This window comes from Spiribacter sp. 2438, from assembly GCF_009676705.1.
Lineage (GTDB): Bacteria > Pseudomonadota > Gammaproteobacteria > Nitrococcales > Nitrococcaceae > Spiribacter.
The window spans coordinates 1090739-1116278 of the sequence record NZ_CP046046.1 but is presented as its reverse complement, the minus strand read 5'-3'; the positions used below and the strand labels follow the sequence as shown (position 1 = coordinate 1116278).

26 protein-coding genes and 1 pseudogene are annotated in these 25540 nt (G+C 61.9%); 24 read left to right on the top strand and 3 right to left on the bottom strand.

Features of this window, described 5'->3' with window-relative positions:
• The first annotated feature begins 186 nt into the window (after positions 1 to 186).
• The 8 genes from GJ672_RS05600 to GJ672_RS05565 all read left to right on the top strand — a co-directional run bounded on the left by GJ672_RS05600 (position 187) and on the right by GJ672_RS05565 (position 8499).
• Positions 187 to 1146 carry a tripartite tricarboxylate transporter substrate binding protein gene (locus tag GJ672_RS05600; RefSeq protein ID WP_154296276.1) on the top strand — a complete coding sequence of 320 codons (960 nt, stop codon included), beginning with the start codon at positions 187 to 189 and terminating at the stop codon, positions 1144 to 1146.
• Positions 1143 to 1715 (top strand): tripartite tricarboxylate transporter TctB family protein, encoded by a 573-nt coding sequence (locus GJ672_RS05595; RefSeq protein ID WP_154296275.1) that lies wholly within the window; start codon positions 1143 to 1145, stop codon positions 1713 to 1715. Before GJ672_RS05600 ends, GJ672_RS05595 begins: the two co-directional genes overlap by 4 nt.
• A gap of 45 nt (positions 1716 to 1760) precedes the next feature.
• Positions 1761 to 3269, top strand: coding sequence for a tripartite tricarboxylate transporter permease (locus tag GJ672_RS05590; protein WP_154296274.1), 1509 nt, complete (start codon positions 1761 to 1763; stop codon positions 3267 to 3269).
• 26 nt (positions 3270 to 3295) lie between these two features.
• A complete protein-coding gene (locus tag GJ672_RS05585; protein ID WP_154296273.1) occupies positions 3296 to 4888 on the top strand; it encodes a gamma-glutamyltransferase family protein in 1593 nt (530 codons plus the stop codon).
• A 30-nt stretch (positions 4889 to 4918) separates the two neighbouring features.
• The gene (locus GJ672_RS05580) at positions 4919 to 5692 is read left to right on the top strand and encodes a GntR family transcriptional regulator (RefSeq protein ID WP_154296272.1); all 774 of its coding nucleotides are present in this window, start codon (positions 4919 to 4921) and stop codon (positions 5690 to 5692) included.
• On the top strand, positions 5649 to 6527 hold the full coding sequence (locus GJ672_RS05575; RefSeq protein ID WP_229381814.1) for a sulfite exporter TauE/SafE family protein: 879 nt from the start codon (positions 5649 to 5651) through the stop codon (positions 6525 to 6527). Before GJ672_RS05580 ends, GJ672_RS05575 begins: the two co-directional genes overlap by 44 nt.
• Positions 6528 to 6810: 283 nt before the next feature.
• Positions 6811 to 7539, top strand: coding sequence for a M48 family metallopeptidase (locus GJ672_RS05570; RefSeq protein WP_229381813.1), 729 nt, complete (start codon positions 6811 to 6813; stop codon positions 7537 to 7539).
• Positions 7540 to 7578: 39 nt separating this feature from the next.
• Entirely contained in the window at positions 7579 to 8499 is a 921-nt protein-coding gene (locus GJ672_RS05565) for an HNH endonuclease (protein ID WP_229381812.1), read from the top strand.
• A 295-nt stretch (positions 8500 to 8794) separates the two neighbouring features.
• On the opposite strand, the gene GJ672_RS05560 is transcribed toward GJ672_RS05565, so the two are convergent.
• Positions 8795 to 9346 carry a histidine phosphatase family protein gene (locus tag GJ672_RS05560; RefSeq protein WP_154296271.1) on the bottom strand — a complete coding sequence of 184 codons (552 nt, stop codon included), beginning with the start codon at positions 9344 to 9346 and terminating at the stop codon, positions 8795 to 8797.
• 54 nt (positions 9347 to 9400) lie between these two features.
• Here GJ672_RS05560 and GJ672_RS05555 point away from each other — a divergent pair, with 54 nt between their 5' ends.
• The 7 genes and pseudogenes from GJ672_RS05555 to rlmKL all read left to right on the top strand — a co-directional run bounded on the left by GJ672_RS05555 (position 9401) and on the right by rlmKL (position 14015).
• Positions 9401 to 9823 carry a secondary thiamine-phosphate synthase enzyme YjbQ gene (locus tag GJ672_RS05555; protein ID WP_154296270.1) on the top strand — a complete coding sequence of 141 codons (423 nt, stop codon included), beginning with the start codon at positions 9401 to 9403 and terminating at the stop codon, positions 9821 to 9823.
• Positions 9820 to 10332, top strand: coding sequence for a hypothetical protein (locus tag GJ672_RS05550; protein ID WP_229381811.1), 513 nt, complete (start codon positions 9820 to 9822; stop codon positions 10330 to 10332). The genes GJ672_RS05555 and GJ672_RS05550 overlap by 4 nt, the downstream gene beginning before the upstream one ends.
• Before the next feature lie 42 nt (positions 10333 to 10374).
• Positions 10375 to 10572 carry a hypothetical protein gene (locus GJ672_RS05545; RefSeq protein ID WP_154296269.1) on the top strand — a complete coding sequence of 66 codons (198 nt, stop codon included), beginning with the start codon at positions 10375 to 10377 and terminating at the stop codon, positions 10570 to 10572.
• Between the two features lie 39 nt (positions 10573 to 10611).
• Positions 10612 to 11052: pseudogene (locus tag GJ672_RS05540) on the top strand (IS5/IS1182 family transposase); the annotation flags it as partial.
• A gap of 90 nt (positions 11053 to 11142) precedes the next feature.
• Positions 11143 to 11448 carry an AbrB/MazE/SpoVT family DNA-binding domain-containing protein gene (locus GJ672_RS09675; RefSeq protein WP_154296267.1) on the top strand — a complete coding sequence of 102 codons (306 nt, stop codon included), beginning with the start codon at positions 11143 to 11145 and terminating at the stop codon, positions 11446 to 11448.
• Positions 11432 to 11908: a PIN domain-containing protein gene (locus GJ672_RS05530; protein ID WP_195759458.1), complete on the top strand. Its 477-nt coding sequence runs from the start codon at positions 11432 to 11434 to the stop codon at positions 11906 to 11908. Before GJ672_RS09675 ends, GJ672_RS05530 begins: the two co-directional genes overlap by 17 nt.
• 10 nt (positions 11909 to 11918) lie before the next feature.
• Positions 11919 to 14015: a bifunctional 23S rRNA (guanine(2069)-N(7))-methyltransferase RlmK/23S rRNA (guanine(2445)-N(2))-methyltransferase RlmL gene (gene rlmKL / locus GJ672_RS05525; protein WP_154296265.1), complete on the top strand. Its 2097-nt coding sequence runs from the start codon at positions 11919 to 11921 to the stop codon at positions 14013 to 14015.
• Here rlmKL and GJ672_RS05520 read toward each other — a convergent pair.
• Together GJ672_RS05520 and GJ672_RS05515 are read right to left on the bottom strand one after the other, a co-directional pair.
• Positions 14005 to 15234, bottom strand: coding sequence for an MFS transporter (locus GJ672_RS05520; protein ID WP_154296264.1), 1230 nt, complete (start codon positions 15232 to 15234; stop codon positions 14005 to 14007). The two genes, rlmKL and GJ672_RS05520, sit on opposite strands and share 11 nt — an antisense overlap.
• A gap of 7 nt (positions 15235 to 15241) precedes the next feature.
• On the bottom strand, positions 15242 to 16231 hold the full coding sequence (locus tag GJ672_RS05515) for a LacI family DNA-binding transcriptional regulator (RefSeq protein ID WP_229381810.1): 990 nt from the start codon (positions 16229 to 16231) through the stop codon (positions 15242 to 15244).
• 167 nt (positions 16232 to 16398) lie between these two features.
• Between GJ672_RS05515 and ltnD the strand changes: the two genes are divergently transcribed.
• From ltnD to GJ672_RS05470, 9 genes are all read left to right on the top strand, one after another.
• On the top strand, positions 16399 to 17328 hold the full coding sequence (gene ltnD, locus GJ672_RS05510) for an L-threonate dehydrogenase (protein WP_229381809.1): 930 nt from the start codon (positions 16399 to 16401) through the stop codon (positions 17326 to 17328).
• Between the two features lie 2 nt (positions 17329 to 17330).
• A complete protein-coding gene (gene otnK, locus GJ672_RS05505) occupies positions 17331 to 18626 on the top strand; it encodes a 3-oxo-tetronate kinase (RefSeq protein WP_154296262.1) in 1296 nt (431 codons plus the stop codon).
• Positions 18623 to 19258 carry a 3-oxo-tetronate 4-phosphate decarboxylase gene (otnC, locus tag GJ672_RS05500; protein WP_154296261.1) on the top strand — a complete coding sequence of 212 codons (636 nt, stop codon included), beginning with the start codon at positions 18623 to 18625 and terminating at the stop codon, positions 19256 to 19258. The genes otnK and otnC overlap by 4 nt, the downstream gene beginning before the upstream one ends.
• Positions 19258 to 20079, top strand: a complete 822-nt coding sequence (gene otnI / locus GJ672_RS05495; RefSeq protein ID WP_154296260.1) for a 2-oxo-tetronate isomerase — start codon at positions 19258 to 19260, stop codon at positions 20077 to 20079. The genes otnC and otnI overlap by 1 nt, the downstream gene beginning before the upstream one ends.
• Positions 20076 to 21074, top strand: a complete 999-nt coding sequence (gene denD, locus GJ672_RS05490; protein ID WP_154296259.1) for a D-erythronate dehydrogenase — start codon at positions 20076 to 20078, stop codon at positions 21072 to 21074. Before otnI ends, denD begins: the two co-directional genes overlap by 4 nt.
• Positions 21075 to 21121: 47 nt before the next feature.
• Entirely contained in the window at positions 21122 to 22132 is a 1011-nt protein-coding gene (locus GJ672_RS05485; RefSeq protein ID WP_229381808.1) for a TRAP transporter substrate-binding protein, read from the top strand.
• Between the two features lie 75 nt (positions 22133 to 22207).
• Positions 22208 to 22813 carry a TRAP transporter small permease gene (locus GJ672_RS05480; RefSeq protein WP_154296258.1) on the top strand — a complete coding sequence of 202 codons (606 nt, stop codon included), beginning with the start codon at positions 22208 to 22210 and terminating at the stop codon, positions 22811 to 22813.
• A complete protein-coding gene (locus GJ672_RS05475) occupies positions 22810 to 24087 on the top strand; it encodes a TRAP transporter large permease (RefSeq protein WP_154296257.1) in 1278 nt (425 codons plus the stop codon). Before GJ672_RS05480 ends, GJ672_RS05475 begins: the two co-directional genes overlap by 4 nt.
• Positions 24084 to 25538: an aldehyde dehydrogenase family protein gene (locus tag GJ672_RS05470; RefSeq protein WP_229381807.1), complete on the top strand. Its 1455-nt coding sequence runs from the start codon at positions 24084 to 24086 to the stop codon at positions 25536 to 25538. The genes GJ672_RS05475 and GJ672_RS05470 overlap by 4 nt, the downstream gene beginning before the upstream one ends.
• Positions 25539 to 25540 lie beyond the last annotated feature (2 nt).

Below are 25540 nucleotides of genomic sequence, written 5' to 3'. Positions count from 1 at the left end.
GATGTCACGCACCGCTTCGTGACCGCCGCCGGGTTGAAGCTCCGCTGGCAGATGCGGCGGCGCACAACGCAAGGTGCTGTCACTCTTTACGTCGATCCTGACGTCTTGTATACAGTCAGGGTGTCGGACTGCCGTTTTGTATCCAGAAAAGGTGCGGTGTCCGGTAACCAACAAGAGGACATCACCATGAACGACACCACCACGCGTCTACTTTCAACCACCGTACTTGCTGCGTGCGCCTCGCTAGGCTTCGCGGCCACCGCGTCGGCGGATTACCCCGAGCGCGCCATCGAGATGATTGTGCCCTGGGGCGTTGGCGGGGGCAGCGACGTGAATATGCGCGTTGTTTCCAACTATGCTGAGGACTATCTCGGTCAGCCGATGCCGGTGATCAATATGCCCGGAGCGTCCGGCACCCAGGGCCTTGCCGAGGCGCGCGAGCGCGAGCCCGACGGCTATACCGTCGCGCAGATCCATGAGGGGCTCCTCGTCTCCTATTACACGGGCCTTACGGATGTACATCCGTCGGATTTCGAGCCCATCGCGTCCTTCACCTCTTCGCCACAGTATCTCGTTGTCAATGCAGATCGGCCTTATGACACCTTCGAGGAGTTCGTCGAATACGCGCAGGAGAACCCTGGTGAGATCCGCTTTGGCGTCACGCTGGCAGGGGTGCCTCATCTGCACTCGGCGATGATGGAGCAGGCGGCCGATTACGAGGTCTCCTATGTCGGCTTTGAGGGCACAGGACAGCGCATTCAGTCGCTGGTGGGCGGCCATATCGACGCGGCAATCGGCGACATCGCCTCCTCGCTCGAATTCGTTGAGAATGGTGATCTGAAGTTCCTTGCTGTCGGCTCGGCAGAGCGGCTCGATGCGACGCCGGACGTGCCCACGCTGCAGGAGCTCGGCTACGATCTGGAGCTGTCGATCAACCGCGGGCTCTTTGCGCCGGCCGGCACCGATGAGGCGATCCTTGATTATCTCTCCAACGCCTTCGAGCCGATGGCGGAAGACGAGGCTTTTATCGAGGCGATCAATAACGCCGGCGCCGAAATGGTCCTGCGTACGCGTGACGAATACGGGGAGTACATGGACGAGCTCGATCAGACGGTCGCCGATCTGGCCGAGCAGCTCGAGCAGTGAGCGATTCCCACTCCGACAACGCCTCCGGCCGGTCCGACCGGCCGGAGGCCTACGGAGTTGAACCTAACGCCATGGCGGGCGATAGCGCACTACTGCAATTCGCGTTCAACCTCGTGATGCTTTTGGCGTTCGCGTATCTCTTCTGGGAGGCGATGGCGCTGCCGGAGTCGCGCTGGGAACCACTCGGGGCGGGCACCTTCCCACGCATCGTGCTTGGCTTGCTGATGTTTCTCAACGTGGTGATGATAATCCAGACCGCTCGGCAAGCACTCTCGGAGCTCAGATATGGTCCCCGGGCGCTCTTCGATGTGGCTTTGCGTACGACTTTAGAGTTCCGACTGGTGTTCTCGGTGCTCGGCGCGTTCGCTCTGTTTCTGCTGCTGATCCGGCCGCTCGGCTTTTTGATCGCGGCCTTCCTATTCGCCTTCGGCGTGCAGTTGCTGCTCGGCCCCCGTACATGGCGCAATCTCGTGATCTCGGCGATCATCGCTCTGGTGCTCTCGGTGGGACTTCAGGTCCTCTTCGCGCAGGTGCTTCACGTATTCCTGCCGCGCGGGCCGTTTTCCTGAGCGGCGGGTTCCGGCAGGGCGATACGGGGTTGAGGGGAAAGCTCTATGCTTGATGGGTTCGCAGTCGGCTTTCTCGAGATTCTCCAGCTCGCCACACTGGTGACGATGTTCGTGGGCGTGGTCGCGGGCATCGTGGCCTCAGCGATCCCGGGCTTCACGATCACCATGGCGATCGTGCTGACGTTGCCGCTGACCTTCTACATGCCTCCGGTTCAGGGCATCGCAACGATGCTCGGCGTTTATGTTGGCGGCCTGACGGGGGGCATGATCAGTGCTGCCCTTCTCGGCATTCCCGGCACGCCCTCGGCGGTGGCGACGACCTTCGACGCCTACCCGATGGCGCGCAAGGGTGATCCTGGCCGCGCCCTTGGTATCGGGATCTTCGCCTCCTTCTTCGGTACTCTGATATCGATCATCGTGCTGGTACTTGCGGCACCACCGCTGGCGATTGTGGCGATCGGGCTGGGCCCGTGGGAATATTTTTCGCTCATCGTCTTCGCGATGACAGTGATCGCGAGCCTAGTGGGCCGGTCCGTGGTGCGCGGGCTCATCGCCGGGCTCATCGGCATCTTCCTCGCTACGATCGGGTCCGACCCGATGATGAACAGTCCGCGCTTCACCTTCGATCTGGCGATGCTGAGCACTGGGCTACCGTTTCTCGCAGTGCTGATCGGGGTCTATGCAGTCAGCCAGTTGCTTGGCGAGGTCGAGGAGATGCGCAGCGATAGCGGCACCGGCGAGGCGCTGATAGAGGAGCGCATCGTGTTCCGGCCGTTACCCTACCTAATGGATACGATCCGCCGGCCGGTCAACCTGATCCGATCTTCGCTGGTGGGAGTGTTTATTGGGGCGGTACCCGGCGCGGGGAGCTCCATCGCGAACCTCGTCGCCTATGATCAGGCCCGCCGGGCGTCAACGGACCCTGATAGCTTTGGAACAGGCGTACCCGAGGGCGTTGTCGCCTCGGAGTCGGGCAACTCCTCGACCGCCGGCGGCGGGCTGATACCGATGATCGCGCTCGGTATTCCGGGCAGTGCAGTGGACGCGGTGCTGATGGCGTCACTGATGGTACACGGCATCGCGGTGGGCCCTCGACTTATGGTGGACAACCCGGAAATCGTCTATTCGATTTTCGTGGGACTGTTTATTGGCGCGCTATTGATGCTCCTGATCACGCTCAGCTCGATGCGCTATTTCCTGATGGTCACCAAGATACCCAAGCACATCATCATCCCCGCCGTACTCGTCTTCTGCGCCGTCGGGGTGTTCGCGCTCAATAACCGCGTAGCCGACATTCACCTGCTTTTCTTCGTGGGCGTGCTCGGCTATGTGATGAAGAAGATGGATTACCCGCTTGCGCCGCTGGTGCTCGGAGTCATCCTCGGGCCCATCGCCGAGACCAATCTGCGTCGTGCTCTCTCAATAAGCGAGGATCTGACGCTTTTCATCACCCGACCGGTCTCCGCCGCGTTCCTCGCGCTCGCGGTGATCTCGCTAGTGGTTTTCTTGCGCCACCGGATGCGCCCTCGCGCGGGCGTTGGTGCTGACTCGTGATGCAACAGGCTAAGGACACAGGAAAGATGGATTTCGACTTCTCGACCCCCTATCCCTCGCAGCGCAGCCCAGTGATGGGACGCAACATGATCGCCACCTCGCAGCCGCTCGCCGCTCAGGCGGGGCTGCGGATGCTCGACAGGGGCGGCAATGCCGTCGATGCCGCACTCGCCGCCGCCATCGCGATGCCAGTGCTCGAGCCGACGGGCAACGGGCTGGGCAGCGACGCCTTTGCGATCCTGCATGACGGGGCTGAGCTGCACGGGCTCAACGCCTCGGGTCGCGCGCCGGGGGCCTGGACGCCGGCGCGCTTCGCTGGCCGCGACGTAATGCCCGAGCGCGGCTGGGAGACGGTGACAGTGCCGGGAGCGGTCTCGGCCTGGGTGGCGTTGTCAGAGCGGTTTGGCGCGCTTCCCTTCGAAGCACTGTTCGAGCCCGCCATCGACTATGCCGAGCGTGGCTATCCGGTCTCGCCGATTATCGCCCGCCAGTGGGCCGCGGGTGCCGAATTGCTCGCCGCGCAACCGGGATTTGCCGAGGTCTTCATGCCCGGAGGTCGGGCTCCGCGCGCGGGCGAGCTGTTTCGTGCTCCGGCCATGGCTCGGACCCTGCGCCGCATTGCCGAGACCCGCGGTGAGGCCTTCTATCGCGGCGAGATTGCCGAGGCGATCGCCGGCTTCGCACGTCAGCATGGCGCCGCACTTGACGAGGCCGATTTCGCTGCCCATGCCGCCGACTGGTGCGGCACCATCGCACAGCGTTATGGAGCGATCGATGCCCACGAGATCCCGCCTAACGGGCAGGGTATCGCTGCGCTGATCGCGCTCGGCATCCTCGCGCACACGCCGATCCGCGACTACGGTCCCGACAGCGTTATCGGACTGCATCTGCAAATCGAGGCGATGAAGCTAGCGCTTGCCGACACCTATGCCCATGTCGGGGATCTGGCGGCGATGCAGGTCGATCCGGCCGCGCTCCTCGATGATGCATATTTGCGCGCGCGCGCCAAGCTGATCGATACGGACAGAGCCGGCGATCCGGACCATGGTCTGCCAGGACCCTCAGGCACGATCTATATCAGCGCGGCCGACGCCGAGGGCCGGATGATCTCCTTCATTCAGTCCAACTATGCTGGCTTCGGCTCGGGCGTAGTGGTGCCCGAGGTGGGGGTAAGCCTTCAAAACCGTGGCAAGGGTTTCAGCCTCGATCCTTCTAGCCCCAATCATGTCGGGCCCGGCAAGCGTCCGTTTCACACGATCATCCCAGGGTTCGTCACCAAGAATGGCGCGCCGCTAACGAGCTACGGCGTGATGGGCGGACCTATCCAGGCCCAAGGGCATGTGCAGATGATCCTTCGAATGCTGGATTTCGCTCAGAGCCCGCAGGCGGCGAGCGACGCGCCGCGCTGGAGGGTGCTCGAGGGGCGGCGCGTGGCGATGGAGACAGGCTTCGACACGGCGACCCTCGACGGGCTTGCCGGGCTCGGGCACGACATCAAGTGCGGCTCGCTCGAAGGTGATTTCAGCTTCGGCGGCGCGCAGATTATCCACCGTATGGACAACGGCCTCTACGTTGGTGGCTCAGATCACCGAAAAGATGGTCACGCGGCGGCATTCTGAGTTGCGGGCTGTGCGCGGGAGGAGAGAGCCATGAAAGGATCGGGTCGGAAGCTGTTGGGAAGCGGGATCGCCGCGGATCTTGAGGCTGAAATCATTGACGGGCGGCTCGAGGCGGGCTCGCGGCTCGAAGAGAATGAGATCGCCCGCCGCTTCGAGGTCTCGCGCACCCCGGTTCGTGAAGCCTTGCAGCTTCTGGCGGCGCGATCGCTCGTCGAGCGGGTGCCCTATCGCGGCGTGATCGTCTCCGAGATTTCCCAGGCTGAGATCGAGCAGCTTTTCGAGGCGATGGGTGAACTCGAAGCGCTGTGCGGAAGCGCGGCGGCGCAGCGCATGTCGATTGGCGAGCGTGCCGAGCTCCTGGAGTTGCACCGGGACATGGAGGCGCTCGCGGCTGCGGGGGAGCGCGCCGACTACGCGGAAGTAAACGCTGCCTTCCATAACCGGCTCTTTGAGGGCGCACATAACCGCTACCTCACCGAGGCAGCAGAGGCGCTGCGCTTGAAGCTGGCGCCGTTTCGCCGCGCTCAGCTAGCCGACATCACTAGGATGCAACGCTCCAGCGCGGAGCATGCCGAGATTGTCGCCGCGATCTGCGAGCGCGACGCGGATGCCGCCGCCCGTGCCCTACGCCGCCACCTCGTAAGCGCGGCTGCGCAGATCCTGGCGCGCTGGGCTCCGGGCCGAGCACGCGGGGGCAGTCTATCGCGGGATAAAGAGCGAACCGTGAAGCTGGGCGATCGCGGCGCGCCCGATACGGCGCATGATCCTCACGCGCGAGCGATGGCAGACTCCGGAGGAGACTGACGGCCAGATGGAGCTTCTATCAGGCGAATTCTTCATCGTCGCCGGCATTCTACTCACGGCTGGAGCGCTAACTGGGGTCCTCGCTGGGGTGTTCGGTGTGGGCGGCGGGGCGTTGATGGTGCCCGTTCTGTTCGAGGTGTTTGGCTTTCTGGATGTCGCCGACGATGTGCGTATGCCGCTCGCCGTCGGCACGTCGCTGGCCATTATCATCCCTACCTCGATCCGCTCCTATCGGGGCCATCGCGCGCGCGGGGCGGTGGACGCGGCGCTGCTGCGGGCCTGGGCCCCGCCGATCGTCCTTGGCGTACTGGCGGGGGCCGCGTTAGCGCGCTTTGCGCCGCCCGAGGTATTTCAGGGTGTGTTTGTTCTGGTGGCCGGAGTGAACGCGGCTAAGCTTCTCAGTGGGACCAGTGCCTTGAACATCGCTGAGGATCTGCCACGCGGGGCGGGGCTGAGCGCCTATGGTGGCATGATTGGGCTTCTGTCCTCTCTGATGGGCATCGGCGGGGGCCAGATCGCCAATATCATCATGACCCTGCATGGCCGTCCAATCCTGCAGGCGGTCGCGACTTCGGCGGGGATCGGGGTGCTAGTCTCGGTGCCCGGAGCGATCGGCTACGTCCTTGCCGGGTTGGGCCGAAGCGGTCTCCCGCCGGACGCGGTGGGTTATGTCTCTATACTCGGCGCGATGCTGTTTGTCCCGACGACGGTATTCACCGCCAATCTCGGCGTGCGCCTCGCCCACTACCTGAGCCGGCGCGCCCTAGAGATCGCCTTCGGCAGCTTCCTCACTATGGTCAGCCTGCGCTTTCTCTATGCGATATTCCTTGGCTGAGTGAATCGCCGTTTATTTTGTGGGCAAATTTCATGAAAGATGAGCTTTGTTCCTACGCCCGAGCCTAACTCCTGATGCACGATCGAGTTCCGCAGGCGCGGTGCTGACACCGGCGCGCTCGGCGATTGCAAAAGCCTCGGCAGGAAACGCCTCGCAGTACCGGGCCTTTTTGCGGATTGGAAAGACCGTCGGCTGCTGTTGCCATGGCTCAGTTCCCGCCCCGCTAAGTTACCCAGTTGTACAATGCCAGTGGGAAAGATCATGGAGTTGGTGAGGAATCAGAGTGACTATTGAGTGCCGTCATATTGAGGTCAGTGGCATCCCCGTGGAGGTTCGCCGCAAGGCGATCAAAAACCTGCATATCGGCGTTTATCCACCCAACGGCGCCGTTCGCGTCTCCGCACCGGTGCATCTGGACGATGAGTCGGTGCGGCTGGCGATCGTCTCTCGGCTGAGCTGGATTTACCGGCAGCAGCGAAGTTTTGCGCGCCAGAAGCGCGAGTCCACTCGGGAAATGGTCACTGGAGAAAGCCATTACTACAGCGGGACCCGCTACCGCTTGGACGTTGTGGAGCGGCCCGGCCATCCGGGAGTGCGGGTGGTCGACAAAGGCACGCTCCAACTGCGGGTCCGGCCCGGTGCCGATCGGCTGGCTCGGGAAAAGGTGCTGGAGCGTTGGTACCGACAGCAGCTTAAGACCCACATTCCTGGCCTTATCTCTTTGTGGGCGCCGGTAATGGGGGTCGAGGTCAACGAATGCCGCATCAAACGAATGAGGACGCTTTGGGGCAGTTGTAACATCCAGGCGAAGCGCATTTGGCTGAATCTGGAGCTCGCGAAGAAGCCCCTGAGGTGCCTGGAGTATGTGCTGGTGCACGAAATGGTGCATCTGCTTGAGCGCCGTCATAACGCCCGGTTCAGGGGTTTCATGGACCAGTACCTGCCGGATTGGCGCCTGCGCAGAGATGAGCTCAACGACATGCCGCTGGCCGATGAAGGCTTGGCTGATTGAGCGGTGATGATCCCGACGTCGAAGACGGGAGTTTGATCTATGGATTCATCTGACGAGGACTTCCGCGCCGCCGCCTTCGCCCACGTCGCCGCCCTAACGGCACAGCACGGGGTGCTGAGCTCCCGCATCATCCGCGATGGTTTTCAGTTTGAGGGTCAGCGCATCCCGCTGGTCAATCCGCAGCAGGGCATCTTCAAGCCTCGGCAAATGCGCTATCTGCTGTCGATCCGCACGGTGATTCCTCGCAAGGGCGCAAAGGTCTGGTATGACGACCAGCGCCAGGTTCATGACCAGATTTACGCCGGTGACGAGTGCGTCGATTATGCCTTTATGGGCGACAAGCCCGACGCCCGGAACAACATTTGGCTACGCGAGGCGTGGGAAGCCGGTACCCCGTTCATCTATTTCCTCGGTGTCGCGCCCGGACGATTCCAGGCGGTGATGCCCGCATTTATTGCCGACTGGGACCCCAATTCCCTGTCTGTCTCAGTGACCTTCGGCGAGGAACCCAGTGTGACCGCATCGCAGCCCAATGACGCCATTGAGCGCCGCTACACGCTTCGTCAGGTCAAACAGCGCCTGCACCAATCGCAGTTTCGTGAGGCAGTGCTCTCGGCCTATGACTATCGCTGCGCCATTTCTAACCTGCCGGAGGAGCGTTTATTGGACGCCGCTCACATCGTTGCCGATCGCGATGAGCGCCTCGGGCAGCCAGAGGTGGTCAACGGCTTGCCGCTATCAAAGGTCCATCATGCGGCATTTGATGGCCATATGATTGGCATCGATCCGGATTATCGGCTGCATGTGTCCGATGCGCTGATGGCTCAGAACGACGGCCCAACCCTGGAGGCCCTGAAGCAGAGCGATGGCCAACTGCTGCACCTGCCGAACCGCAAGCGGGATTATCCGGACCGGGAGCGGCTGGCGGCCCGGTTCGAGGTTTACCGGAAGGTGTCGTAAGCCGTTCGGTGCTCCAAGTCGACCGACCCCGACTCACCCCAACCCCATCCACTCCGCAATCTGCTGGTTCTGCCTCAAGCGCCGGCGCTGGTGGTGGACGCGGGTCATCGCATCAAGGAGCGCTCTCAACACCAGAAGGCCGGCACCAACCAGACCCGGGACATCATCCGCGCGCCCAGGGCCACCCACCGGGCCGACCACCGCACCCGGTTACGCGGACATGGTCCTGAGTGATACCGATGACCTGGGCGATCTGCGGGTGCTTGGCGAATTCATCGCCACGGTTGGTTAGGTTTCACGGCCGGAGCGATCCGACGATGCGGACTGAGCCCTCGTCATCGGGCTTTACGATCAGCCCCTCGCCGGATCGCACGCCCTGGCCGGCGATCGCGCGGATATTCACCTGGTGGGTGACAAGCACCGCGGGCGGGCCATCGGCGAGTTCAGAGAGCAAATCCCGTAATTCTGCGATGATCTCATCGCGCCCCTCGCGGTCCTGAAAAAAACTACTCAGCCCTGGGTGGGCCTTGGCCTCGGTCAGATCCATCTCGGCCGCGGTCTCCCGGCAACGGCACCACGCGCTGGTGTACACCGTTATGTCACCCAAGCCCTCGCCGCGCAGGCGCTCGCCAATCGACCGGGCCTGTGCCCGGCCCTCCTCGGAGAGGTTGCGTTGCGTTGAGCAGTCATTGATATCGAACTCGGCCGGGTCGCCAAAGCCCGGGGCGATGGCATGGCGCAGCATCAGGACATGGCCGTCATCGCGTAGGGCCGTGACCGGATCGTTCTGGGCGAAGGCGCTCGTGGTGAGCAGGATCAGGCCAAGGATTATCGAAAACCGTTTCATTCACCTTTCCGGTTTGCTGACGGAACATCCGACTGATCTTGTATCGTAAGCGCTATGTGGATTCAGCGGGAAATCGAGCTTAACCGGCCGCGGGGCTTTCATCTGGTGACCGACGCCGTGCGGGAGGCGATGCCCGAGATCGCCGAGATTCGCGTCGGCCTATTGCATGTGTTCATGCGGCATACCTCGGCGTCGCTCACGATCAATGAAAATGCCGATCCGTCGGTCCGCGTGGATTACGAGACCAGCATGAACCGCCTGGTGCCCGAGGGCCCCGATGGCTATACCCACACCATCGAGGGCCCGGATGACATGCCCGCCCACATCAAGGCGAGCCTGATGGGCGCGAGCGTGCAAATCCCGATCACCGAGGGGCGACTCAACCTCGGCACCTGGCAGGGCATTTACTTTTGTGAACACCGTGACCGCGGTGGGCCACGGACATTGGTCATCACATTGCAGGGAGACAGTCAGTGAACCTACCGACCATGGCTGAGGTGCTCTCTGCCGAAGAGCGCCAGGCTGTTCTTGATTACACCACGGGCTGTTTCTTGCTGCCGGCGCACAGTCCCCATGGGCCCGAGCACTGGCAGCGGGTAAGCCACAACGGCCTGTTGTTGGCTGAGACCACGGGTGCCAACCGCCGGGTTATCGAGCTGTTTGCCTTTTTCCACGACAGCTGCCGTGAGAATGATGGCTGGGATATCGAACACGGGCCGAAGGGCGCTGAGCTCGCGCTGACTTACCACGCGGAGGGTCTGCTGCCGGCCAGTGATGCAGAGGTCGATCTGTTGGTGATTGCCTGTCGCGGCCATACCGTCGAGCGCACGCATGCCGATGCCACGATTGCGACCTGCTGGGATGCTGATCGCCTGGATTTGCCGCGGGTGGGAATCACCGTCGATCCGGCCTATCTGTGCACCGACGCCGCGAAGGATGCAACGGTTATCCGCGAGGCAGAGGCGAGGGCGCTGGCGAGTCGTTAAAAGGGGCCGCGAGCCCGCCGTCGGTATGCTGGAGAGGACTGCATGATGGAAGATCGCCAGTACGAACAACAGGCGCTGGAAGCCCTTAAGAAGGCGGTCGCCAACGCCCTGGAGCGCAAGCGCCGGCTTGGACAGTATGCCGTGGTCTGGCGTGATGGTCAGTTGGTCCGACTGTCCCCGGATCAGATTGGCATCGCGGAAGAGTATGCGTCAGCTCCCCCGTCAAGCGGACAGTTTTGAAAATAGACACTTCGCTGGTTATCTGTCGCCGGAAGTCCGCCGGAGGTTGAGTGCATCAGCAAGGGCAAGGCCCGGCAGCCCTATGAGTTCGGCGTGAAGGCGAGCTTCGCCGTCACCGCGCAAAAAGGCCTTATCGTTGGCGCCCGATCCTTCCCCGGTAACCCCTACGACGGCGATACGCTGGCCGAGCAGCTCGAGCAGACGGCGATCCTCACGGACACGCCAGTGAAAACCGCCTTGGTGGGCCTGGGTTACCGCGGCCGGGAAGTTGACGGCATCCGCATCCTCCACCGCGGCAAGCCAAAGCGTATGAGCAAAGCGGAGAAGCGGCTGCTCAAGCGCCGCCAGGCAGTGGAGCCGAGCATCGGCCACTTGAAAGCCGGCCGCCGCATGCGCCGGAACTTCCTCAAGGGTGCCTTGGGTGATGCGATGAACCCGATTCTGGCCGCCGCCGGGTTCAACATCCGCTGGCTGCCGCGTAGCGGAATGTTCATGGTCGACTTATTACCTTTTTGATCGCGGATGTTAGTAAGGATTGAGTAAGGAGAGATTCCTTGGTAAGCTTTACTCATGCCCAAAGTTACTAGCAAATTACAGGTTACCCTGCCCAAGAAAATCGCGGATGCGCATGGAATCCATCCGGGTGATCAGATTGATTTTGAGTCTGCCGGAGATGTGATTCGGATCCGGCCCAAAGACGCAATCAGCAGACCTGGTGGTAGGGCGAAGTCACCCGCAGAGCGGTTGCGACTTTTTGAGGAGGCGACTCGTCGGCAGCAGGCCCGGGAGCGCTCAATGAAGGTGAATAGTCGCAGCACGTCTCCAGATCGAGAGTGGACGCGGGAGGCGCTTTACGAACGTGTCCGTGCTGATTGATACCAACATACTGGTCTATCGATTCGATCCAGTCGACCCGACAAAGCAACGTCTGGCAACAGAGCTACTGGCTCAACGTCTGCAGGCAGGTGAACCCACACTTTTGCCGCATCAAGCGATTATTGAGTTTGTCGCAGCCGTCACCCGGCCTCGCTGCGCACTTGCGGGGGAGCCACTTCTTATCAGAAGAGAAGCCCTGATCGAAGCCGAGGCAATGATGCAGCAGTTTGATGTGCTCTATCCGGATGCGCTCGTCCTGCAAACTGCACTGCGCGGGGCTGAGGTCTATGGCCTGTCTTGGTTTGATGCCCATCTGTGGGCCTATGCTGAGGTCAATGGCATCCCCGAAATCCTCTCAGAGGACTTTCAGCATGGCCGGTATTACGGCAGCGTCAGGGTGGTCGATCCTTTTATTCAGGCCGCTGGCGGGGCTCGTGAACTCCCGGCTCTGTACGGGTAGCAATACACCAATGACTGAATTTTTTGCCACCGCCCCGCGCGGGTTCGAAGAGCTGCTGGCCGCGGAGCTGCGTGACCTTGGCTTGGCCAGCGCGCGGGTGCAGCGTGGCGGGGTCGCCTTTACCGAACCGCTGGCGGGTGCCTACCGGGCGTGTTTGTGGTCCCGGCTCGCCAACCGCATCCTCCTGCCCATCGCCCACTTTGAGGCCCAGGACGAACAGGCCCTGTATACCGGGGTGCAGGGCATCGACTGGTCGCCGCATCTGGGGGTGGAGAACACACTGGCGGTGGACTTCACCGGGGTGCGGGCGCGCATCGCCCATAGCCGATTTGCCCAGCAGCGCGTTAAGGATGCCATCGTCGATCAGCTGCGGGATGCCAGTGGCGCGCGGCCGACCGTGGACACCGATCAGCCCGATGTGCGGGTGAACGTCCACATGATGGAAGCGGCGGTGACGGTGGCGATTGATTTATCGGGCGAGAGCCTGCACCAGCGCGGCTATCGGCGCGAGGGCAGAAGGGCGCCGTTAAAAGAGAACGTGGCGGCGGCCATGCTGTTGCGCGGCGACTGGCCCGCACTGGCCGCCCAAGGCGGGGCGTTGATTGACCCCATGTGTGGGTCGGGAACGCTGTTGATCGAGGCGGCGTGGATGGCGACCGACACCGCGCCGGGTCTGTTGCGCACACGCTTTGGTTTTCATCACTGGCGGGGCCACGATGATGCCCTGTGGAAACCCCTGATCGACGAAGCGCTGGAGCGCCAGGAGCGCGGTGCGGAAAACCTCCCGACCATCCTTGGGTTTGATCAGGATGGGGAGGCGGTCGCCGCCAGCCGCGATCACCTGCGCCGGGCAGGTCTGGCGGATGGGGTGCCGGTGGAGTGCGCCGAGCTGGGCCAGCTGCAACGGCCCGCCGAGCGGCCAAGCGGATTGGTCATCACCAATCCACCTTACGGCCAGCGCCTGGCCGAGCAACATGAATTGGTGCCGTTGTACCTGAGCCTGGGCCAGACCCTGAAGACGCGGTTTGCGGGTTGGCGGGCGATGGTGCTCAACGGCTCGGGCTGTGCGCTGGGTCTTAAACCGGAGCGCAGTTGGCAGGTGTTCAACGGGCCCATTGAGTGCCGCCTCGAGCGCTTCGAGCTGCAAGCCGGTGGCGGAGACGCAAACCCCGCGCAAGACCTGGTCAACCGGTTGCACAAAAACCAGCGGCAATTAAAGAAATGGCTGACGCGGGAAGATATCAAGGCCTATCGGGTCTATGACGCGGACATCCCCGAGTACGCCCTGGCGGTGGATGTCTACAACAGCCAGGACGGCCGGTGGTTACACGTCCAGGAGTATGCCGCCCCCGCCACGGTGGACGCCGGCAAAGCGCAGGCCCGCTTGCGCGCCGCTTTGAGTGTGTTGCCCGGCGCCCTCGACACGTCACCTTCAAAGCTCGTTTATAAAGTCCGGCAGCGCCAGCGCGGCGAGCAGCAGTATCAGCGCCTGGCGGAAAAACGTCAGTATTTAGAGGTACAGGAAGGGCCCTGCCGCTTGCTCGTCAACCTCACCGATCACCTGGACACGGGCTTGTTTTTGGATCATCGGCCGGTGCGCCAGTGGATTGGTGAGCAGGCCAGGGATCAGCACTTTCTGAACTTGTACGCCTACACGGGGGCCGCCACGGTGCATGCGGGACTGGGCGGCGCGGCCAGCACCACCAGTGTGGATTTATCAAAGACCTATCTCGCCTGGTTGCAGCAAAACCTCAATCGCAATCAACTCAACAGCCCCGTGCATGCGCTGGTTCAAGAGGATGTGATGGGCTGGCTGCAGCGCTGTGATCAGCGGTATGACCTGATCTTTTTAGACCCACCGAGTTTTTCCAGCTCAAAGCGCATGGCCGGTCAGTTGGACATCCAGCGCGATCACGTCGCACTCATACAGGCCGCGGCGTCCTGTTTGAGTCGGGACGGCCTGCTGATCTTTTCCACCAACCGCAAAGGCTTCAAGCTCGACCCGGCGCTGGAGGCGCAGTTCGGCATCGAAGACCGCACCGCATGGTCCATCCCGAAAGACTTTCAGCGCCGCACCTGGGTGCGCGGGTGTTGGTTTATTCGTTGATACTGCTTGTATTCATGATCCGGCGGGAAGCGGTCACACCACACCAGCTCAGGAGCGAGCCCGTCGTTGCGATGCCGGCCAACCCGGCGAGGACCAGCGACGGAGCCGCATTTGAGAGAAGGAAGCCGACCACGCTGGGCCCAACCACCACGCCAGCGAAAGTGATACTCAGTGCCTGGCCCGTGACGCTGCCCAATGCCGGGGCAGGCACGGCCCGCGCCAGTTCGGCAAAAAACACCCCGTTCCAGCCGCTGGCGCAAGCGCCAAGGCCGATGGCCAGGGCGTAGAACATCCACGGACTGGGATCCGCCAGGGTCGTTAGCAAAACCAGCAGGCCCGTTAGCGTGGCCGTGAACAGGCCCACGATGGGCAGCGCGCTGCCCCAGCGCTGAATGGCATCGGCGATCATTCCCCAGCCCGGTCGGCCGATCATTCCCGAAAGATGAAACACGGTCAGGACGAGACCGGCCTCGACCGGTGTCATGCCGGCGAGACGGAATGCCAGCAGCCCCAGGAACATGGATAGCGCGAGCTGTACGAAGCTGTAGCAAAACGAGGATGAAGCAAGAAGCAGGCAACCCCGATGAAAAACCCGCTCCCCGGGTGTGGACGTCTGGTGGGGTGTCGTTTCGATGTCTGCATCGATGCGATGGGATCGTGGCCAGAACGTGATCAGTAGCCCGGCGATGACCAGAGCGGTGATGATGATTGCCATCTCATAGCCAAGATAGAGGGCAATCGCGGGTAGCAGGGTGCCGGCCAGTGCACCGCCGAGTGGCACGCCACTCTGTTTGAGGGCGAGAACCAGGTTGCGTCGATGCGGCGGCGAGACTTGATTGAGGACCACGGAACTTGTTGGGTTGAGTGGGCCGTAGGCAATGCCCATCAGTATTGCCGCTATGAAAAAAGCCCATGGCGTTGTCAGCGTTAGAAGCGCATAGCCGGCGAGGCCGACCAGTATCGCCAGGTTACTGGTGCCCAGCGGCCCAAACCGGCTGAACATCCGATGCGCCATTGGACTGCTGCCCATGGCGATCAGATAGGCGAGGGAGGGAAACAGGCCAATTATGAGCTCAGCGCGGGAAAGTATGTCCTGGAGAAACGGCGCCAGGGCTGAAACCGACAGGATGTAGAACGAGCCAATGCTCTGATGAGTCAGCGTGAGTGTGAGCGGTGCCGCCACGCCATACCGATGCACGGAGGTATTTGGAGATGCCATGCGGGACTCAGGTGCTTTCCTGTGCCAGCAGCCTGAAACCGATATCGCGGATGCGCTGCGGTACCGGCTCTCCCCGAATGCGTGCGACCAGCATCTCCGCGGCTCGCCGCCCCATTGTCAGCCGGGGCGAGACAATGGTCGTTAAGCGCGGCGTGACCTCATTGCCGATGGTCAACCCATTGAAGCCGGCGACTGCCATGTCTTCCGGGATGCGGACACTCAATCGCTGAGCCTCCAGGATAGCGCCCACTGCAAGGTCGTCATTGGCGTAGAACGTCGCTTCGGCATTGGGGTAAGTCGACAGTACATGCTTAAGCGTCCATCCCCCGAGCCTGACGGTGGAGGGTTTTTCCAACCTTTCCACAAAAGCGAGTTCCACGCCCGCCTGATCCAACGTTGCTGCAAATCCCGCCAGGCGCTTTGCCGCTCTGTAGTCCAGGTCGAGTCTGGTGCCGACGAAACCGACGCGTCGATAGCCGCGTGAGAGGAGATGCCTCGCCATGGCCGCACCCGCCGCTTCGTGGGAGAGCCCCACGTTCATGTCGATGTTGGGTGTTCCGGATTCCATGATCTCCACGCATGGCCCGCCCCAGCGCCGCAGCATGCTGAGCGTCCCCTCGCTGTGGCGCAGTCCGGAGATGATGGCTCCGGCGGGCGACCAGCCAAGCAGGGTCTGCATGAGCTTTTCTTCCCGCCCAATATCGTAGTCAGTATTACCGAGAAGGAGCTGAAATCCTTCCGATTCGAGGACGGTTTGTGCGCCCCGAATCACCTCCAGAAACACCGCATTGGATAGCGATGGGACGATAAGCGGCACTACCGGGCTCATGGCAGAGGCAAGGCTGCCGGCATGCCGGTTGGGCATGTAGCCGAGCTCCTCGACCGCCGCCTCGATGCGTGCACGCAGGTTTGGTGAGACGGTGCCGGGGTCATTGAGGGCACGGGAGACGGTAATGGGAGCGACATTGGCTCGCTCCGCAACATCGATGATGGTCACCCGTCCAGAATTGCGGCGGGTTCTCGCGGGGGCGCTTCCTGCGTCATTGCTATTGGTTTCGTCCATAGGGTTAAATTATTAACCGATGGTGGTACCGTTACCAAAAAACAAATGGTACCGTTACCATCAAGCGTTCGAAAGAAGCGTCGAAAACAGGAGAGAGAGCCGTGAGCAGCGGAGCAAGCACGAACGTCGCCGTCGTCGGACTGGGCGCCATGGGAATGGGAGCGGCCCGCGCCCTTTTGGATGCTGGATTTGCAGTCACGGGCTGCGATGTCAGCTCAGAGGCCATGGCAGCATTTGCGGACGCTGGTGGTTCGGTAGCGGCAACCCCAGCCGAGGCCGCGGACGGTGCGAGCGTTGTGCTGCTGATAGTGGTGAACGCTGATCAAGTCGAGCAGGTGCTCTTTGGTGACGAAGGCCTGGTGCATGCACGACTGAGCGCCAATTCCGTCATTCTCCAGAACGCGACCGTGCCGCCGGCTTTTGCCGAGGCGCTGCCGTCGCGACTGCCCGCTGGACTGGAAATCCTCGATGCACCGATTAGCGGGGGCGCCGCTAAGGCACGAGATGGCCAGCTCTCAGTCATGGCATCCGGTACGCCGGCGGCATTTCAGCGCGCCGAGTCAGTGCTCGAGGCCATGGCGGCGACGGTTCACCGGCTGGGTGATCGCTGCGGACCCGGGTCAAGCGTGAAGCTCGTCAACCAGCTCCTTGCGGGGGTGCACATTTCCGCTGCCGCTGAGGCCATGGCGCTCGGACTTCGCATGGGTCTGGATGCGGAGACGGTCTATCAAGTCATTACCGCGTCGGCCGGTAACTCGTGGATGTTCGAAAATCGCATGCCGCACGTGCTTGCCGGGGACTATCAGCCGCGCTCGGCGGTGGAGATTTTCGTCAAGGATCTTGGGATCGTCACCCAGACCGGGCGGGATTTGCGCTTCCCGTTGCCCCTGTCGGCAGCAGCTCAGCAGCAGTTTACAGCGGCCTCGGCCGCCGGGTTCGGGCGAGAGGATGACTCAGCGGTCATCAAGGTTTACGAGCGCCTTGCCGGCATTACGCTTCCCATCGCGGCGAATGACGAGGCAGGAGTCTGACCATGCCGTTTGTTGGCTGTATTGCGGATGACTTCACCGGCGCCACTGATCTTGCCAATAACCTCGTTCGCGAGGGCCTGCGCGCCGTCCAGATAATTGGTGTGCCAAGCGCTGCTGATATGGCTGGGCTGGACGCAGCGGACGCCGTGATCATCGCCCTTAAAACCCGCACTGTGCCCGTGGACGAGGCGGTGGCTCAGTCCCGGGCGGCTCTCGAGGCGTTGAAGGTGGCGGGCTGCCAACGGTTTTTCTTCAAATACTGCTCCACGTTCGATTCCACCCCCGAGGGCAACATCGGTCCCGTGGCGGAGGCCCTTCTCGCCGACCTCGGTGAGGCTATGGCAATCGCTGCGCCGGCTTTCCCGGCCAATGGCCGCACCGTTCTCAATGGCGAGCTGTTTGTCGATGGCGTCCCGCTGAATGAATCCGGCATGCAGAATCATCCGCTCACGCCAATGACGGATTCCAACCTTGTTCGCTGGCTCGGTACTCAATGCCGCGGTGAGGTGGGGCTGATCGACCACCAAACCATTGATGCGGGGGTTGAAGCGATTCGTGACCGGGCCGCCGACCTGGGGGAAGTCGGGGTCACACTGGCGATTGTCGACGGGAAGGACGAGCAGCAGTTGAGGGTGGTGGGCGAAGCGTTTGCCGATGCCCGCCTGATTACTGGCGGGTCGGGGATTGCCATGGGGTTGCCGGCGCCGTGGCGAGCCGCGGGACAGATCGAGGCCCGAGCCGACGCGGGTGGCTTGGCCGAGTTTAATGGCGCGACGGCGGTAATTTCAGGCAGTTGCTCGGTGCGCACCCGCGAGCAAGTGGCCGCATTCGCCGACTGCCATCCATCCCTTGGTCTCGATCCGCTGGCAATTGCTGATAACCCGGAAGGCGCCGTGGCTGAAGCACTGGCATGGGCGGAACCGAAGCTCAGCGATGGTCCGGTGTTGATCTATTCCACGGATTCGCCAGACGCCGTGTTGGCTGCGCAGTCCAGGCTGGGCAGTGCGGAGGCGGGGGCACTGATCGAGCGCGCCCTCGCGCAGATTAGTCTCGGACTGGTGGACGCCGGTGTCCGACGCCTGATCGTGGCGGGTGGCGAGACGTCGGGCGCGGTGGTCAGCACGCTGGGTATTCAGGTACTGCGCATCGGCCCTCAGATTGATCCCGGCGTTCCCTGGACGGGCGCGCGCCTCAGCCGCGGAGCGGATGCACCGCCCATAGACCTGGCGTTGGCCCTCAAATCCGGCAATTTTGGCGGGGTGGATTTCTTCACCCGCGCATTTGAGGTGTGTCCATGAACGAAAACGCTCAGCGTGAGCAGATTTGTATCCTGGGCAAATCGCTTTTTGATCGTGGCCTGACCATGGGAGCCAGCGGCAATATATCTGTGCGGCTCGATTCCGGCTGGCTGATGACTCCCACCAACGCATGCCTAGGGCGGCTCGACCCGGCCCGCCTGACCCGGCTGAATGCCGAAGGGCATCATATCGCCGGGGATGCCCCGACCAAGGAGCAGTTTCTGCACGCAGCAATGTATGCCGAACGCCCGCAATCCGGTGCAATCGTGCACCTCCACTCAACCCACTCCGTTGCTGTGTCGTGCCTGCCGGACACGGATCCCCACAATTGCATTCCGCCGCTCACGGCTTATTACGTGATGCGGGTTGGCAAGTTGCCGCTGGTGCCGTACTACGAGCCGGGCGATCCGGCCGTTGGCGATGCGGTCCGCGGTCTTGCCGGACAACACACGGCGGTCTTGCTTGCGAATCACGGGCCCATTGTGGCCGGCAAGAATCTGGCTGCGGCCGTCTTTGCCACTGAAGAGCTCGAAGAAACCGCCAAGCTCCATCTCCTCCTTCGCGGTCATAATCCCCGCGTGCTCACCGAGGCGCAGATCGCTTCGCTGCATGAAACCTTCGGGAGGCCCTGATGCCGCGTCTTGCCGCCAATCTCTCGATGATGTTCACGGAGCATCCATTCATGGATCGGTTTGCGGCGGCCGCTGATGCCGGGTTCCAGGGGGTCGAGTATCTTTTTCCCTACGAACAGGATCCGGACGATATTGCTGACGCCCTGAAGTCCCACGGCTTGATTCAGGTGCTGTTCAATTTGCCGCCCGGCAACTGGGAAGCGGGCGAACGCGGGCTGGCCTGTTTGCCGGGCCGTGAGTCGGCTTTCCGGGAGAGCGTTGCCACAGCGCTCGCTTACGCTGAGCGCCTCGGGTGCCGCCAGCTTCACATGATGGCGGGTGCGTGCCCGGCACGGACCGACCCCGCCATCATTGAGATGACCTATTTGGCCAACTTGAATTACGCAGCGACTCAGGCCCGGGCGCAGGGAGTAACGATCCTGATCGAGCCGATCAATCCCATCGATATGCCGGGCTATTTTCTCCGCAGCGCCAGCCAGGCCGCAGAGCTGATTGATCGTGTCCAGCGTGTTGCCGGTGACGCCGGCGTGGAGAACGTTGCGCTCCAGCTCGACCTCTATCATCGGCAGATGCTTGAAGGGCGCATCGCCGATGCCATCGATCAGTATCTGCCCCGCAGCGCCCATGTTCAGATCGCCGGGGTGCCCGGCCGCCATGAGCCCAATGCTGAAGGGGAGGTGAACTGGGACTGGGTACTCCAGCGTCTCGATGACCGTGGTTATCAGGGGTGGGTGGGTTGTGAATACCGCCCGGCTCGCGACACCGACAGCGGTCTTGGATGGACGCAACGCTGGCTGTCCGGAGCGGAGGGCAACGCATGAAGATTGCGGTGACCGGCGCTGCCGGCTTTCTGGGACAGAAGTTTATTGCCCGGGTACTGGCGGATCCACACCTGCCTACCCCGGCTGGAGTTCAACCGGTGGAAGAGCTCCGACTTCTTGATGTCACGGAGCCGATGGTTCCGGGCGTGGTACCGGCGGGGAGTTCGGCAACACGGCCGGCTGTGGTCAGCCAGGTCGGGGACATTATCGATTCTAAGGCGCTAGCGCGCCTGCTTGGCGACTCCGTGGACGTGATCATTCACCTGGCGGCGGTGGTGAGTTCGGCGGCCGAGGCGGACCTCGATCTGGGGCTGAGGGTGAACCTCGATGGAACCCGCGCAATGCTGGAGGCCTGTCGTGGCCTCCCGGAACCACCCATGGTGATTTTTGCCAGTTCCGTGGCGGTCTATGGGGGCGCACTGCCGGATCGGGTCCGCGACGATACGGCGCTGACACCCCAGAGTAGTTATGGCGCCCAGAAGGTGATTGGCGAGCAGCTCATCAACGACTTCTCCCGGCGTGGGCTGATCGACGGGCGGGTGCTGCGCCTGCCGACCATTGCAGTACGACCGGGTCGACCCAATGCCGCCGCCTCGAGCTTTGCCAGCAGCATTATCCGTGAGCCGCTCCAGGGTGAGGAGGCGAACTTGCCGGTTCCCGAGGGGCTGGCAGTTTATTTGCTCTCTCCGCGGGGAGTGATTCGCAACATGGTCCACGCGCTGGGCATTCCTGCCGCGGAGTTTGGCGCCTGGCGGAGCGTGATGCTGCCGGGCTGCACGGTCACCGTGGCAGAGATGCTTGAAGCGCTCGAGCGGGTGGGCGGTGCCGAGGCCCGAAACCGCGTCCGATGGGAACCGGATCCCCGAATCGAATCCATCGTTGGGAGCTGGCCCGCCCGGTTTGAGACGGCGAGAGCGACGGCGCTCGGGTTCAGCGCGGACAAAGACATTGAAGGCATTATTGAGGCGTTCTGCGAAGACGATCTCAAGCCATAAAAGAGCATGGGTGATGCGCCAGATTGGCGGATCCCCGGCGAGAAGCCATGACGAGTGGTGATAAAAGCAACCTCCTGGAGGAGATGATGAAACTCAAAAATCTAAGTGTTGCAGCTTGTGGGCTGCTGTTTGTGGGCGGTGTCGTTGACGCCCGTGAAATCCAGCTTGGTCATACCCTGTCCGCTGATTCCCACTACAGTGTGGGTTCGGACGCATTCAAGGCGACCCTCGAGGAGTTGAGCGGCGGCGAGTTCACCGTGCGTGAGCATCCGGCCGGTTCCCTGGGGGGCGAGCGGGCCATGATCGAGGGTCTCCAGATCGGTACGGTGGACGTGGTGATCACTTCCACCGGCCCGCTTGGTAACTTCGTCCCCGAGACCTATGTTCTCGATCTGCCCTTTTTGTTCGATGACTATGACCATGCGCGGGCGGTGCTGGATAGCGAGATCGGTGATGATCTTCTGGCCGATATGGAGCAGCACGACATCATTGGGTTGGCGTGGTCGGAAAACGGCTTCCGTCATATGACCAACTCGCGCAACGAGGTCCATGGACCTGACGATGTGGCCGGCATCAAAATCCGGACCATGGAAAATCAGGTGCATATGAATGCCTTCCGTGAGCTGGGGGCAAGCCCGACCCCAATGGCGTTCCCTGAACTTTTCACCGCCCTGCAGCAGGGCACAGTGGACGCTCAGGAAAACCCGGTCACCGTAATCGTGGCAACCAAGTTCTGGGAAGTGCAGGACCATATTTCTCTGACCGGTCATGTTTACTCCCCGGCGGCCGTGCTGGGTTCGGGTCCTCTATGGGACACGCTAAGTGAAGAGGAGAGGGGCTGGTTCAACGAGGCGGCTCGCGCCTCAGCCGAGGCCACTCGCAACGAGGTGTTGCGGCTGGAGACTGAAGGTCTTGACCTATTGCGCGAAAACGGCATGACGGTGATCGAGGAGGTGGATACGACTCCTTTCCAGAACGCCATTGAGCCGGTTTATGAAGCCTTCATCGAGCGGCACGGCGCCGAGATGCTGGAGCGGATCCAGAATTTCGAGGGTTAAGCCCGCGTGAGCCTGGGCGTCGGGGCCAGAACGGTCCTGGCGCCCAGTTTCCTTGAATGACCTGGAGTGGCCGTGATGCACGCGTCCGTCATTGAGTCTGTTCGTCATTGGGTGCTTACCGTCGAGCGGGTGACCACGCGCGCTGCGCTGATCGCGTCGGTGACTGCGCTCGCACTGGCGGCGATTGCTGCCTTTTACCAGGTGATTACTCGTTTCGTATTCAATGATCCGTCGTTTTTCTCTGAGGTCGCTTCGCGGTCACTGGTGATCTGGTGTGTCTTTCTCGGGGCTGCGAATGTTTTTCGCCGCAACGAAATGATGCGCGTTGAGATCATTTTCGCTGTTCTTCCACGACGCGTTCATGTGACGCTGGAATATTTCATCACGCTGCTTTGCCTGCTTTTTTTTATTCTGGTGGCGTACTACGGCTACCGCATGGGCTTACGTGTTCTGCCTCAGCGCATGGCGGGAATGGACGTGTCCATGGCCTGGGCTTATGCGGCTCTACCGGTGGGCAGCATTTTTGCCATTATCGCGCTGATCGGACGTCTTTTTGACCCGGCCATGCGAGAGCTCCCGCCCGAGACGAGCCTCGAAGAACTCACCAGGGAGGCCGCGGTGAGCCCTGACGAGGCGGCTGCCCAATCTTCTCAATCCCCGACGCGAGGCTCCGCTCGATGAACGCCGCTATTGCCACTGCCATGGTCGTGCTGTTGGTGCTCGGAGTGCCGATCGCCGTGTCAATCGGGCTAGCCTCGATGTTCGGCATCCATTTTTTCTCACCGTTGCCACTTGTTGTTTCTGCCCAGCGGTTGTTCACGAGCATCGATCTTTATCCGCTGATGGCTATTCCGTTTTTCATTCTCGCTGGCAACCTCATGGCAAGCGGCGGGATCTCCCGGCGCCTTGTGGACCTCGCAAAGTCCATTATCGGCGGTATTCAGGGCGGATTGGCGTGTTCATGCGTGCTCACCTGCATGTTCTTCGCGTCGGTATCCGGCTCGAGCGTTGCCACGACCTATGCGATCGGCGCCATTCTGATCCCGGCAATGATCCGTCATCACTACCCCAAGCCCATGGCTACCTCGGTCCAGGCATCTTCAGCGGAGCTCGGCGTGTTGTTGCCACCGTCCATTCCGCTGATTCTCTACGGTGTCAGCACGGATACCTCCATCGGCCAGCTTTTCATCGCCGGGATCGGCCCTGGCCTGCTGTTTGCCACCGCGATGATTCTGTTCATCTACGTGGCTTGCAAGGTGAAGGGTTATGGCAAGGAAGACGGGGGAGAGCGGGGTTCTTTTGTAAAGGCCGTGCAAAAGGCCTGGGCCGCCATTCTGATGCCGGTAGTGATTATCGGCGGTATCTATGGCGGTGTCTTTACCCCGACCGAAGCGGCCGCGGTGGCTGTGTTCTACGCCCTGTTTGTGGGGATGGTGATCTATCGCGAACTGAGCTGGCGGGATTTGTGGCCAATTTTTGTGACCAGCGTTAAAGGCACGGTTGCCATCATGCTGATTATCGCAGCGGCGGGGCTGTTCAGCTTTCTGATTAGCCGCTCCGGGCTGCCAGCCGATGTCGGCGTCTGGATCAACGCCAACTTCGACAGCGTGGTGACCTTCCTGCTCGCCGTGAATCTCATGCTGTTGATCGTCGGGATGTTTATCGAAACATCCGCCGCCATTCTCGTCCTGGCGCCGATTCTTACCCCGGTGGCCATCAGTTTTGGCGTTGACCCAGTCCACTTCGGGCTCATCGTGGTCGTGAATCTGGCCATTGGGATGTTCACACCACCGCTCGGTGTGAACCTGTTCGCTGCCTGTTCGGTGGCGGATATATCGCTGGAACGAATAATTCCCTGGCTAGTGCCGTTCGTGCTGGTTGCGATCAGCTGCCTGATGCTAGTCACTTTTTTGCCAATTATCAGTCTGGGCTTGGTTGAGCTCATGTATTCATGATGGAGATTTCAAAATTGCTCGAGGGAGTATTTATTGACGGTAGTTGGCGTGCCGCCGAGGCTGGCCTCCTGACCACCGAAGAGCCGGCTACGGGACGTGTGCTGGCCCGCATCGCCCGCGGCGGAGAAGCTGATGTGGCAGCGGCCGTGAGTTCCGCCCGGCGGGCATTTGATCAGGACTGGGGGCAATGGACGGCGGTGGAGCGTGGACGGGTGCTCACGCACTTTGCCTCGTTGATTCAGACTCACCATGAAGCCCTGGCGCGGACCGAATGCGCCGATACGGGCAAGCCTCTCACCCAGGCGCGTAATGACATCACGGCAACGGCCAGATACTTCGAATACTACGGTGGCGCCGCCGACAAGCTGCATGGCGAAACCATCCCCTATCAGTCGGGCACTACGGTGGTTGTCCAGCGTGAGCCGTTCGGCGTGTGTGGACTCATCACGCCGTGGAATTATCCCGCTCAGATCTTCGGGCGAACTGTTGGTGGCGCGCTGGCCGCCGGCAATACCGTGGTGTTGAAACCCGCGGAGGAGGCCTGCCTGACGGTTCTTCGGTTGACCGAATTAGCGGCGGAGGCGGGTATCCCGCCTGGTGTCCTAAACGTTGTGCCGGGATTGGGCCATGAGGCCGGTGTGGCAGTCGCTTCCCATCCAGATGTGGACCACCTGTCGTTCACCGGCTCCCCGGTTGCCGGTACGGCGGTTGCTCAGGCCGCGGCGGCCAACCATGTGCCGGTGACTCTGGAACTCGGCGGCAAGTCGGCTCAGCTGGTTTTCGCCGATGCCGATCTCGATATGGCGGCCGAAGTCATCGTGCGTGCCATTGTGCAGAACGCCGGTCAGACTTGCTCTGCGGGCAGCCGGGTGTTGGTTGAGGCCAGCGCTCGGGATGCGCTGGTGGCGCGGCTTGATCGGATCATGAGTGGCCTTGTTTGTGGCCCGGGAATCGATGACCACGACTGTGGGCCGCTCATCAACGCTGCCCAGAAAACCCGTTTGGAGAACATGCTCGAGCGCGGGCGCTCGGCGGGAATGAGTGTGCTTGCTCAGGGGCATGTAGCACCCGACGCGCCGGATGGCGGCCATTATGTGCCGCCCATGCTGGTCACGGGGGTGCCGCCTGATCATGAGGTCGCTCGCGAGGAGCTCTTTGGTCCGGTGCTCACCTTGTTCACCTTCACGGATGACCAGGCGGCGGTTGAACTGGCGAACGCGACGGACTACGGACTGGTGACCGGGTTGTGGACGCAGGATGCATACCGTTCAATCGCGCTCCCCGGGCGACTGCGAAGCGGTCAAGTGTTCGTCAATAACTACGGAGCCGGCGGTGGCGTGGAGTTGCCGTTCGGTGGAATGAAACGTTCGGGCTATGGCCGGGAGAAAGGTTTCGAGGGCATGAAAAGCTTTACCACGATGAAAACAGTCACATTCAGTCACGGGCAATGAGG